The following is a 12,408-nucleotide window of genomic DNA, read 5'->3' as shown; positions in this document are numbered from 1 at the left end:
AAGGGATAGAAAATCAGTCTCTCCTATCCCTTAGTATTAATAGTCTGATGAGATTCATAATAGAGGTAAATGCCGCAGCAACATAAGTTAATGCTGCTGCATTAAGCACTTGCCTTGCTGGATAAAGTTCATCCCTCATAAAAAGTCCACCAGACTGAAGAAGCTTTATAGCTCTATTGCTTGCATTCAGCTCCACAGGCAGTGTTATTATCTGAAATAAAACTACTGCTGAAAATAATATAATGCCTATGTCGATTAGCTGTGTAAGCCCAAATATAAAACCCATTATCAAAAGCGGCCAAGAAACGCTGGTGCCAATATTAGCGACTGGAACAATGGCATTTCTTAATTTGAGTGGAATATATCCACTAGCATGCTGTATTGCATGTCCTGTTTCGTGTGCTGCTACACCTATAGCTGCTATAGAATCACTGCCATATACTGTCTGAGATAACCTCAATACCCTGCTTCTTGGATCATAATGATCAGTTAAACTTCCTGGTATCATTTCAATACTTACATCATAAAGCCCTGCTTCATTAAGCAATCTTCTAGCGACTTCATATGCTCTATAACCATATCTATTTCTGACATTTGAGTATTTACTAAACGTGCTTTGAACTTTAAATTGTGCATACATTGCAAGCAAAATTGCAGGTATAAGCAATATATATGTGGGATCATAATACCAAAGCATAATACTATCCTCCATTCGTGAAATTTATGATCGCTTTTTCAATCTCATTTATATTTACCTTTGTATTAAAACATGGACCATTAGGTCTTGTATTTATTATACCATAAACGGGTATTTTTTTTACATCCAATATTCCACTTGTCAAATCTCTTTCGCAAGCAATGGCAATAATAGCTTTTGGCTTTATATCTTTCACGACTTTTCTTGCTAATGTACCTCCTGTTGCGACTGCAACTTTAACACCATACTTTTCTTCTAACTTTATCAAATCACTAACTTGACACTTTCCACACCTTCGGCAATTATCAATATCATTTGTCACTTTAAATTTACATTCATTAAATTGTAAACAATGTGGCGTCAATATTAAAAGTTCCTCAGGCAAATATTTTTCATGTCTAGAATTAACCAAAAAATTATTTATATTTGTAAAAGATTGTTGAAATTTTTCTCTATCAATTCCTAAAAATCCACCTAATATTTGTAACACTGGATATGAAGCATCTATTAAAGTTAACAATATCTTATTTAATGTACGGTTATTACTTTTGCTATAAACTAAGTAGATAAAACCAATAATACAAAAAATCAAAAAAATAGCCACTATAGAAAAAAGCAAAATTAAAGAGCCCATTAATAAATCGTATATTTCAGAGCTTTTATTTTTTAATATGAACAATAGTAATAAAACTCCGGCAATTAATAAAATTATTAATACACTTAAGACACCTAAAAATATACGTTTTTTACCTGTCAAAATTATATCCCCTCTAACTGTTCACCTTTTGCAATTGTATGGCCCCTCAAAAATTCTTCCACAGTCATTCTTCTTTTACCTTCTGATTGAATTTCTAATATTTTTAATGCATCTTTGCCACATTTAACTATTAAAGCACTGCCTGTAGTAATTACAGTGCCAGGCTTTTCTTTACCTTCATATGAATATACTTCTGCTGCCCATATTTTTAACATATTGCCTTTATAATACGTATATGCTACAGGCCAGGGTCTCAGTCCTCTTACAAGATTTTTTATCTCAACTGCGCTCTTTTGCCAATCAATAAGTCCTATAGATTTTTCCAATATTGGAGCATATGTTGCCTTGCTATCATCTTGCTTTACAGGCTTTAATGCACCATCTACCATTTTATTAATCGCTTCAATCAAAGCATTTCCACCCAGAACAGCTAATTTGTCATGAACAGTTTCAGAATTATCTTCTTCCAATATAGGGATAGACTTTTGCAATAAAATATCGCCGGTATCCAATCCTTTTTCCATATACATGATTGTTATTCCTGTTTCCTTTTCACCATTTATAACCGCCCAATTTATTGGTGCTGCGCCTCTGTACTTTGGAAGCAAAGATGCATGTACATTAATACAACCATACCTTGGTATTTGCAATATCTCTTCAGGCAGAATTTTACCATATGCAGCCACAACAATCAAATCCGGATTCAACTTCCTTAACTTATCAAATACTTCCTTATTATTCTTAAGTTTTTGCGGCTGAAATACGTCTATATTGTTTTTTATAGCACACTCTTTTACAGGAGAATAAGATATTTTTTTGCCTCTACCTCTTGGCTTGTCAGGTTGAGTTATAACCAGCATTACATTATGGCCGAACTCAATCAGCTTTTCAAGAGATGGAACAGCAAATTCAGGTGTTCCCATAAACACAATGTTCAAATCACTCAGCCTCCAGTTTTTCTTCTTCATCTTCATTTATAATTCTTATCGCTTTATCAATAAATAATACTCCGTTCAGATGATCTATTTCATGTGATAATGCTCTAGCTAAAAAGTCTTCACCTTCTATTTCCTTTATATCTCCATTTCTGTCTTGATACTTAACCTTGATTTTCTTAGGTCTTTTAACTTCCGCAGTTACATTTGGTACACTTAAGCAACCTTCTTGTCCTATCTGCTCCCCTTCTTCTAGAATTATTTCTGGATTTATCAATTCAATGAGACCATCACCTACATCTATGACAACCAGCTTTCTTAAAATTCCGATTTGGTTCGCAGCAAGTCCAACACCATCTGCACTGTACATAGTTTCTGCCATATCATCTAAAATCATTAATATATGATCATCAATCTTTTCAACATATTTTGCCTTCTTATATAATACAGGATCTCCTATTTTTCTAATATACCTTAATGCCATAAAAATCCTCCTTAAATTAAATTTAGCGGGTCCAAATCAAACGATATTTTAATGCCTCTATGCAACTTAAGAGTATTTAAAACATCGCAAACATTCTGCAAAATACCTCTATCGCTGGATTTTATAATAATCTGCCACCTATAATTATTTTTTATTCTTTCTATAGGAGCAGACGACGGACCTAACACTTTATTATAGCTCTTTTTTTCACTTTTGTTAATAGTTTTATAAACTAAATTATACACTGACGCTGCACAATTTACCACATCATTTTTTATAGGACCTGAAATTACAATATTTAGCAAATGTGTAAAAGGTGGATACATGTAAATTTCTCTATACCGAATTTCCTCGTTATAAAATGATTCATAATCTTGATTTTTTGCTGATACAATACTGTAATTATCTTCTTCATATGTTTGAATAATTACTCTTCCAGGTTTACTTCCTCGCCCAGCTCTTCCTGCTACCTGAGTTAAAAGCTGAAATGTTCTTTCACCCGATCTAAAATCTGGTATATTTAGCGTTACATCAGCTAAGACTACTCCAACCAATGTTACATTAGGAATATCAAAGCCTTTTGATATCATTTGAGTACCTATTAAAATATCTGCATGTCCATTTTTGAACTCATTGAAAATTTTTTCATGGGCTCCTTTTGTTTTCGTAGTATCTACATCCATTCTTAAAACTCTGCTTCTAGGAAATAATTTTTTTATTTCTTTTTCTACCCGTTCTGTACCAATACCTAAATATCTAACTCTTTTGCTACCACATTTAGGACATACGTAAACTGTATTAATATTGTACCCACAATAATGACATCTCAGCTTTCCTTCATTAGCATGAAATGTAAGCGATATGTCGCAATTAGGACATTCAGGAACGTAACCGCAATCTCGGCACATAACAAAAGAAGAATAACCCCTTCTATTTAAAAATAATATTGTCTGTTCACCATTCATTAAGTTTTCTCTTATCTCTTTATACAGTTTTCTGCTAAATATTGAATTATTCCCATCGGCTAATTCACGGCTCATATTTACGACTTCAACTTCTGGCAATTCAAGTCCAATTCTTTCTTTTAATTTTAATAATTTATATTCATTCCTTAAAGCTTTATAATACGACTCTATCTGAGGAGTAGCAGAACCAAGAAGTAAAACTGCTTTTTCTATTTCACACCTTTTTTCTGCAACTTCTTTTACATTGTATCTAGGTTTAAAATCAGATTGTTTGTAGGTGTTCTCATGCTCTTCATCTATAATGATTAATCCTATGTTTGTAAATGGAGCAAATATGGCATTTCTTACACCGACGACAACCTTAACATCACCATTTTTTATTTTTCTCCATTCATCGAACCGCTCACCATCCGATAGTCCGCTGTGAAGAACAGCAACTAAATTGCCAAATCTCGAGATAAACCTTTCTATTGTCTGAGGTGTTAAAGATATTTCAGGTACTAATACAATTGATTCTTTCCCTTCCTCAATGCATTTTTCTATGAGTTGAAGATAAACTTCAGTTTTACCACTGCCGGTAACACCAAATAGAAGATATTTTTCAAAAACATTTTTACCTATTGAACGTTTTACTTCATTAATTACATATTCCTGCTCTTTTGTAGGAACAAGTTTATCTGTCCTTTTATAATCTGGCATTTTAAGTCTATTTACTTCATCGTAATATACATAGATAATTCCTCTTCTGACTAAACTATTTACCGTTGAATAACTGACATTTAAATCTTTAACTAAATCCGATAATAAAACTGTGCCATTGTCTTTAAGATAATTTAATATTTCTAATTGCCTTGATGTAATTGAAACATCATCTAGGTATCCATTATTAAGCGTCACCTTTTTTACTTTCTTTATGCCGTTTTTTATTCCTGAAGGCACAATACATTGTAAACTTTCAGATAAATTACATCTATAATAGTCTCTCATCCAAATAGCTAAATTTAATAATTTTTCATCAAACACAGTAATATCGTCTAAAACACGCATTATTGGCTTTATTTTCTCAATTGGTAAGTCGGTCTTTTCCAATAAATTTATTACATATCCCTCAACAAAACTTTTGTTGACAGGAACCAAGACTCTCATGCCTATTTTTAAATTATTAATGTCATCAGGTACTCGATATGTAAGTATTCTATCTATATTTCGTAAAAATTCATTTAAAACAACATTGACAAACATATATACCCCCATAAAAAAAAGCCGCTAAGGCTATAAATTAAAATATTTTTTTATTTCATCAAGTATTGTATGTGCTACATCAGTCTTACTCATTAATGGATATTCTTTTATATTCAGGTCTTTATCTATTATATTAACTATATTAGTATCCCCTGAAAATCCAGCACCTTCCATTGAGACATCATTAGCTACAATTAAATCTAAATTTTTCTTATTAATTTTTTCTTTAGCACTTTCTATTAAATTCTCTGTTTCAGCAGCAAAGCCAACTAAAATTATATTGCCTTTATTCTTTCCTAATTCGTACAATATATCAGGGTTTCTAATTAACTTTAATTCTATATTGTCATCACTCTTTTTTATTTTGTTAAGCTCATATCTTTCTGGACGATAATCGGCAACTGCTGCTGCACCGATGAAAATATCAATATTATCTTTTAATTTCATAACAGCATCATACATCTCACATGCAGTGTTAACATGTATCGTTTCTATATCGATAGGATCCTCCAGATTTGTAGGACCAGTAACTAAAATAGCCCTTCCACCACGAGACTTTACAGCTTTTGCAATTTCAAAGCCCATTTTACCGGATGAACGGTTTGTAATATATCTCACAGGGTCAATTGGCTCAACGGTAGGTCCTGCAGTCACCAAAACAGTTTTTCCATCATAATCATTTTTATCTAATAGTAAATATTTTAGTATTGTATCTTCTATAATTCCTATATCCGCCAGTTTACCCTTTCCGTATGTCCCACAAGCAAGCCTTCCGTTATCTGGTTCTACTATTATATATCCTAATGACATAAGTTTTTTAAGATTCTGTTTAAATATTGCATTGTTGTACATATTTGTATTCATGGCAGGTGCTAAAATAACTTTACCTTTAGTAGCCATCACAGTTGTTGTAAGCATGTCATCTGCAATGCCATTTGCTATTTTCCCTATAACATTTGCTGTAGCAGGCACTACAGCAAATACATCTGCTTTTTCTGCCAAAGCAATATGCTCTATCTCCCAAAACTTTGGGCTTTCGAACATATCAACCACAACTTTGTTATGAGACAGAGATTCAAATGTCAATGGAGATATAAACTTCGTAGCGGATTCAGTCATAATAACATCAACATTTATATTTTTTTTAATGAGTCTTGAAACAAGATCTGCTGATTTATAAGCTGCTATCCCGCCAGTAACTCCAAGAACAACATTTTTTGAACCGTTCATCAAAACACCTTCTACTTTATGCCAAATTTTTGTCTTTCAAACGTTATAAGTCCTTCGTTAATTTCTTCTGTAGCTATTGTAACGGGCTTTTTTGAGTCAGTCTTTATCAAACTTGGTTCTCCACTTATAATCTGCCTTGCTCGTTTCGACACCAATGCACATAAAGTATACTTGCTGTCTATTTTGTTCATTAAATCAACTATTGATGGATATAAAATCATCTATCATCTCTCCTTTATTTCAAGATATAACCCTTTATTTCTATCAACTCTGCATTTTTCAGCCTTTATAATTGCAAGAATTTTGTCAACAGCTAAATCCACATCATCATTTATAACTACGTAATTATATCTTGATACAAAATTAATTTCTTCATATGCACTTTTAAATCTCTTCAATATCTCTTCCTCTGTTTCGGTACCTCTTTTTTTAATCCTGTTTTTCAATTCTTCCATTGACGGCGGTAAAATAAAAATGAACACACCCTCTGGAAATTTATCTTTAACCTTTAATGCTCCTTGAATGTCAATCTCAAGAATTACATCATGACCCTCCTCTATGTTTTTCTGTACAAATTCTTTTGGAGTACCATAGTAATTATCGTAAACTTTTGCCCATTCTAAAAGCATATTATTTTCAATAAGCGTTTTAAACTTTTCAACAGTAGTGAAAAAATAATTTTCTCCGTCGACTTCACCATTGCGAGGCTTTCTCGTAGTCATCGATATGCTTAATTTTAAATTGTTATCTTTCTTTAAAAGTGCCTTACACACTGTTCCTTTGCCAGCCCCAGATGGACCGGATACAACAACCAACAAACCTTTATTGTACAACTAAATCATTCCCCTTAATCTTCAGAATCTTCATCTTCAATATCCTCATCAATAATATCTTTTGAATTAAGCCTATTTGCAACAGTCTCAGGCTGAACAGCAGACAAGATAATATGATCGCTATCAGTTATTATAACTGCTCTCGTTCTCCTGCCATATGTAGCATCTATAAGCATTCCCCTGTCCCTTGCCTCTTGAATTATTCTTTTAATAGGAGCAGACTCAGGACTAACAATAGCTACTAATCTATTTGCCGAAATAATATTACCAAATCCAATGTTTATAAGTTTGATTGCCATAAATATCCTCCCTACTCTATGTTTTGCACTTGCTCCCTTATCTTCTCTATCTGATCTTTTAACTCTATCACCCCATTGACAATATCAAGATCTACTGATTTTGAACCAATTGTATTTGCTTCTCTATTCATCTCTTGAGTCAAAAAATCTAACTTTTTCCCTATAGGCATATCACTATCTAGTGAGTCCCTAAATTGACTGATATGACTTCTAAATCTTGTTATCTCTTCTGCGATACTTGTCCTGTCAGCCATTACAGCCACTTCTGTTAAAAATCTATTTTGATCAAAATCATTGCCAGTCAATTCTCTTATACGTGCTTCTAATTTTTTCTTGTATTCTTTAACAACAATTGGTCCTCTCTCCTCTATTTTATCAATTATATTGCTTAATATATCAAGCCTATTCATTATATCGTCTTTTAATTTTATACCTTCAGAAACCCTCATGTCAATTAAATTTTTTATTCCAATAGACAATGCCTTGTCTAATGTCACCCAAAGATTATCAACATCAATATCTACATTTTTTATTTCTATAACACCAGAAAGTGATAAAATATCACTTACTTTTATATCACCTGACAATGCAAACTTATCTTTAATAGTATTTAATATAGCCAAGTATTGATTTAAAAGATCACTATTCAATTCAAGAACATCCAAACTTTTTCCGTATGTCTCCAATGAAACGTTTATCTCTACTCTTCCTCTTTTTATGCTGTCAGCAATCCTTAATCTCAGCTTTTCTTCTAAAGCGCTTAATGGCTTTGGGAGTCTTAATGACACATCTAAAAATCTGTGATTTAATGTCTTAATCTCAACACATACATGAAAGCCATTTTCGCTTATTTCACCTCTACCGTAACCTGTCATACTCTTTATCATCTTATCACCTATCAAATATTATAATCAACTTTATTCTTAACTAAACAATCTTAATTTCTCCTGTAAAAACTTCTTCAGCAATTCCTGTTAAATAAATATTATTATCTAACAGCCACTCAATATACAAGTCTCCTTTCTTAAAATGAACATAAACATTTCTTTTCGTCCTCCCTGTTAATGCTGATGCAACTGCAGACGCACAAGCACCTGTGCCACAAGCAAGAGTCAATCCAGCACCTCTTTCCCAAGTTCTTACTGTAATATTGCTGTCATTCTCAACTTTCACAAAATCTACATTTGTTCCACGTGGAAATATTTGTAACTTTTCGATTAATGGTCCTACATTCAAAATCATATTCTCATCAATTGAATTTACAAAAATTATAGTATGTGGTACACCCACCAATAATGATGTTACAATATAAGACCGACCATCTATTTTAATTGCCTCTTCTATAAATGATTTTTTATCAGTTTTTACAGGTATCATATCAGGTCTAAAAATTGGACTTCCCATGTGTACTTTCACTTTTTCTACAACATCATCTTTAAAAATCAATTCGGGCATTATAATTCCTGATAATGTTTCTACAGACATCTTATCTTTTTTAACAATGCCATTTTCATAAACATACTTTGCAAAGCAACGTGCCCCATTGCCGCACATCTCTGCTTCACTGCCGTCTGAATTGATTATTCTCATTTTGATATCAGCTATTCCTGATGGTTCAACAATCAAAAGCCCATCAGCACCTATTCCAAAATGTCTATCACACAATTTTCTAGCTAATATGTCATAATCATACACTTTGTTTTCTAAATTTTCTAATACAATGAAGTCATTACCTAAACCATTCATTTTAGTAAATTTCACAATATTTCACCTCGGTAATACAAATAACGCATATATATTATAACATAATTTTATAAAAAACTGGTTATAAAAATTTACTCAATTAATTGTAACTTATATTACATAATCTGTCAATTTGTAATTAATTTTTGTCGTGGTATACTATTATATAGAACTTGTTTAGAAAGGATTGTTTTTATATGGCTCTTGATGGCATAACACTTTATGGCATTATTTACGAATTGCGAAATGAACTGCTGGGTGGTAAAATAGATAAGATATATCAACCAGAAAAGGATGAAATTATTATATATATAAGAAATATTGGTAACAATTATAAATTGCTAATATCTGCTAATGCTAATTTCCCAAGGATATATCTAACAGATGAATATAAGGAAAATCCAATTAACCCACCAATGTTTTGCATGTTGCTCCGCAAATATCTACAAGGTGGAAAAATTGTTGATATTTATCAAAAAGGATTCGACAGGATCGTCTTTATTGATGTTTTAAGCCGTGATGAATTAGAGAAAGAAGTAGTGAAAACATTAGTAGTTGAAATAATGGGAAGGTACAGCAATATTATATTAATAGATAAGGAAAGTGAAATTATAGTAGACAGTGTTAAACGAGTATATCAAGACATGAGCAAAATACGAGAAATCACGCCAGGTATTAAATATGAACTGCCGCCATCACAGGATAAATTAAACATAAAAAAATTTAAAAAAGAAGATTTATTTGCTGCATTACAGCTTTTTAATGGTAAAAAAATTGATAAGGCACTTTTAAATCTTTTTGAAGGATTTAGTCCTGTTTTGTCTAGAGAAATCGCATATAGAAGTCAAGTTGATGATAGATACATAAATGAGCTTTCAGAAGATGATATAGAGAAATTAATTTACAATTTAAATTTATTGAAAAGCTACTTAGAAAATTCAAACTTTAAACCATGTATCGCTTATGTTGACGATAATCCTTATGAATTTTCCATCATTGAGCTTACACAGTATGAAAATTTAGTTTTCTATAAAAGTGTTAACGAAGCCGCATTAAAATTTTATAGAGAAAAAGCAAATGCAGAAAGTTTAAAATCTCGTTCTCATGATTTGAAAAAGCTTATTCAAACACATCTAGAGAGATTATATAATAAGTTTGAAAAACAATTAGATGAATTGAAAAATGCTGAAAATGCAGATATATACAAGCTATATGGTGAGCTTATAACAAGTAATTTGTATAAACTTAACAAAAAAACAGATGCATTTAAAACAATAAATTATTATACTGGTGAAGAAATAACAGTACCACTTGATATTAAATATACGCCAAATGAAAATGCTCAAATGTATTTCAAAAAATATGCTAAATTAAAAAATGCAGTAGAATTTCTTACAAAACAAATAGAAGAAACAAAAAAAGAGATAGAATATCTAGAAGGGCAACTTTTAAATGTTGAGCAGTGTACATTGCCATCAGAAATCGATGAAATAAGAGAAGAATTATCAGATACAGGATACATAAAAAAGAAAAATAAAGACAAAAAACAAAAGAAAAGTATATCCAAGCCTCTACATTATATATCTTCAGACAATTTTGATATCTATATTGGAAAAAATAATGTACAAAATGATTACCTTACAATGAAATTTGCAGATATAAACGACATGTGGCTACACACAAAGAATATTCCTGGCTCACATGTCATAATCAAAAGCAAAGGCACTAAGATACCTGATAGCACTATTCTAGAAGCAGCAAAACTTGCTGCATTACATAGCAAAGCAAAAAATTCATCAAATGTACCAGTTGATTACACATTAAGAAAATACGTCAAAAAACCGGCCGGGTCAAAACCGGGTTTCGTAATCTACACGAATCAAAAAACATTATATGTAACACCTGACAATAAGTAGGCTTCCCCCCTACTTATTTGATTTTAATGGAACATCAAAAATAGATTTATAAACTCTTCTATTATTCTCCAGCTTGCTTTCCATAAGATATATATTTGATACTGCAAAGTAATCAGAATCTAACCTATATAGATTGTTTATTTCTTCTATGCTCTTTTTCAAAATAATATCTCTTGCAACAGTGATATGCGTTTTAAATTTTCTATCGTCTTTTTCAAATCCTGCCTTAGATAATTCTGTTTCGATGGCATCATGTAATAATATAAGGTTATTATCATTTTTAACATCCACCCATAGTACTCTTATATTATCTTTTCCTTCGAAACAACCAATTTTATTTAATCTAATGTAAAAAGATTTAAAATTCGCCGAAATATCATTTATTGTCTCTCTTATTTTACTAACTTGTTCTTCATTTATTTCGCCAAAAAATTTAAGAGTTATATGTAAATTATCTTTATTTGTCCATCTTCCTTTTATTGTATATTTCTTTAACTCCTCTTGCAAATTCTTAATATCATTTATAATATTCTCACTTAATTTAACAGCTAAAAAAGCTCTCATATTTCCTCCATTACGTATATTTTCAATTATTTCCCTGGTAATTATGCCTAGAAAATTCATCTTTAACAATACTCATTACCCATTCGTTTATATATCGACCATGTTTATATACAACTTCCCTCAGCAATCCTTCTTTTTTAAAGCCACATTTTTCATAACATCTTATTGCTCTCTCATTAAAATCATATACTTTTAATTCAACTCTATGCAAATTTAATTCATTGAATATAAAATCTAATAATATCATTATTGCTTCTGAACCAAGTCCTCTATTTCTATACTTCTCCTCACCTATCATTATTGCAATTTCGCAATGTCTATTTTTCCAATCTACATTGCCATATGAAACATTGCCTATATATTCTTTAGTTTCATTATAAATAATTGCAAATTCACCTGACTCACTAGGATTTGCCCTTTTACTAAGCCACTCTGAAACTGAACCTTCTGTCACAGGATATGGTATACCAGGCATCAAAAAATTTCTACTGTCTTCACTATTACGAAATTCTACAAATTTCTTAATATATTTGGACTCAAACGGTACAAGTTCAATATTTTTACTTTTTAGCATCTTTTACTCGCCTCCTTTCATCATAGTTTTAACGTTAATTATATCATAAAAAACAAAAAAGAGATAGTCCATTTAAAACAGACTACCTCTTTTACTAAATTTTTACCGGCAGCGACCTACTCTCCCGAGTAATCAGTACCATCGGCGCTGGAGGGCTTCACTTCCGTGT

Annotated in this window: 14 protein-coding genes; 1 reads left to right on the top strand and 13 read right to left on the bottom strand. The window is 31.5% G+C overall.

Translation table 11 applies throughout. The annotated features are described in order from the left end of the window. Positions 1-13: 13 nt before the first annotated feature. Genes J2Z80_RS09865 through dapF form a run of 11 tightly spaced genes read right to left on the bottom strand, consistent with a single transcriptional unit; the run spans position 14 to position 9,203 of the window. On the bottom strand, positions 14-697 hold the full coding sequence (locus J2Z80_RS09865; RefSeq protein ID WP_192402656.1) for a zinc metallopeptidase: 684 nt from the start codon (positions 695-697) through the stop codon (positions 14-16). A 4-nt stretch (positions 698-701) separates the two neighbouring features. Then, positions 702-1,454, bottom strand: coding sequence for a DUF116 domain-containing protein (locus tag J2Z80_RS09860; protein WP_209454245.1), 753 nt, complete (start codon positions 1,452-1,454; stop codon positions 702-704). A gap of 2 nt (positions 1,455-1,456) precedes the next feature. After that, a complete protein-coding gene (gene fmt, locus J2Z80_RS09855; protein ID WP_192402658.1) occupies positions 1,457-2,392 on the bottom strand; it encodes a methionyl-tRNA formyltransferase in 936 nt (311 codons plus the stop codon). Between the two features lies 1 nt (position 2,393). Next, on the bottom strand, positions 2,394-2,873 hold the full coding sequence (gene def / locus J2Z80_RS09850; protein WP_192402659.1) for a peptide deformylase: 480 nt from the start codon (positions 2,871-2,873) through the stop codon (positions 2,394-2,396). Between the two features lie 11 nt (positions 2,874-2,884). Further along, positions 2,885-5,080: a primosomal protein N' gene (gene priA / locus J2Z80_RS09845; protein ID WP_209454244.1), complete on the bottom strand. Its 2,196-nt coding sequence runs from the start codon at positions 5,078-5,080 to the stop codon at positions 2,885-2,887. 30 nt (positions 5,081-5,110) lie between these two features. Then, the gene (coaBC, locus tag J2Z80_RS09840; protein WP_209454243.1) at positions 5,111-6,310 is read right to left on the bottom strand and encodes a bifunctional phosphopantothenoylcysteine decarboxylase/phosphopantothenate--cysteine ligase CoaBC; all 1,200 of its coding nucleotides are present in this window, start codon (positions 6,308-6,310) and stop codon (positions 5,111-5,113) included. Positions 6,311-6,321: 11 nt separating this feature from the next. Further along, the gene (gene rpoZ, locus J2Z80_RS09835; protein WP_209454242.1) at positions 6,322-6,531 is read right to left on the bottom strand and encodes a DNA-directed RNA polymerase subunit omega; all 210 of its coding nucleotides are present in this window, start codon (positions 6,529-6,531) and stop codon (positions 6,322-6,324) included. Positions 6,532-6,534: 3 nt separating this feature from the next. Then, positions 6,535-7,143 (bottom strand): guanylate kinase, encoded by a 609-nt coding sequence (gmk, locus tag J2Z80_RS09830; protein WP_209454241.1) that lies wholly within the window; start codon positions 7,141-7,143, stop codon positions 6,535-6,537. Between the two features lie 14 nt (positions 7,144-7,157). Further along, positions 7,158-7,442 (bottom strand): extracellular matrix/biofilm regulator RemA, encoded by a 285-nt coding sequence (gene remA / locus J2Z80_RS09825; RefSeq protein ID WP_209454240.1) that lies wholly within the window; start codon positions 7,440-7,442, stop codon positions 7,158-7,160. An 11-nt stretch (positions 7,443-7,453) separates the two neighbouring features. After that, the gene (locus J2Z80_RS09820) at positions 7,454-8,329 is read right to left on the bottom strand and encodes a YicC/YloC family endoribonuclease (protein ID WP_209454239.1); all 876 of its coding nucleotides are present in this window, start codon (positions 8,327-8,329) and stop codon (positions 7,454-7,456) included. Between the two features lie 40 nt (positions 8,330-8,369). Beyond that, positions 8,370-9,203, bottom strand: coding sequence for a diaminopimelate epimerase (gene dapF, locus J2Z80_RS09815; RefSeq protein ID WP_209454238.1), 834 nt, complete (start codon positions 9,201-9,203; stop codon positions 8,370-8,372). Between the two features lie 179 nt (positions 9,204-9,382). Between dapF and J2Z80_RS09810 the strand changes: the two genes are divergently transcribed. Beyond that, positions 9,383-11,101, top strand: a complete 1,719-nt coding sequence (locus J2Z80_RS09810; RefSeq protein WP_209454237.1) for an Rqc2 family fibronectin-binding protein — start codon at positions 9,383-9,385, stop codon at positions 11,099-11,101. A gap of 9 nt (positions 11,102-11,110) precedes the next feature. Here the strand turns inward: J2Z80_RS09810 and thpR are convergent, their stop codons facing one another. Then, positions 11,111-11,665 carry an RNA 2',3'-cyclic phosphodiesterase gene (gene thpR, locus J2Z80_RS09805; RefSeq protein WP_209454236.1) on the bottom strand — a complete coding sequence of 185 codons (555 nt, stop codon included), beginning with the start codon at positions 11,663-11,665 and terminating at the stop codon, positions 11,111-11,113. Between the two features lie 22 nt (positions 11,666-11,687). After that, positions 11,688-12,239, bottom strand: a complete 552-nt coding sequence (locus tag J2Z80_RS09800) for a GNAT family N-acetyltransferase (protein WP_209454235.1) — start codon at positions 12,237-12,239, stop codon at positions 11,688-11,690. Positions 12,240-12,408 lie beyond the last annotated feature (169 nt).

It is taken from the genome of Thermoanaerobacterium butyriciformans (assembly GCF_017874545.1).
GTDB lineage: Bacteria > Bacillota > Thermoanaerobacteria > Thermoanaerobacterales > Thermoanaerobacteraceae > Thermoanaerobacterium > Thermoanaerobacterium butyriciformans.
Note: the sequence above shows the minus strand (reverse complement) of the source record. Positions and strands in the feature narration are given on the sequence as shown.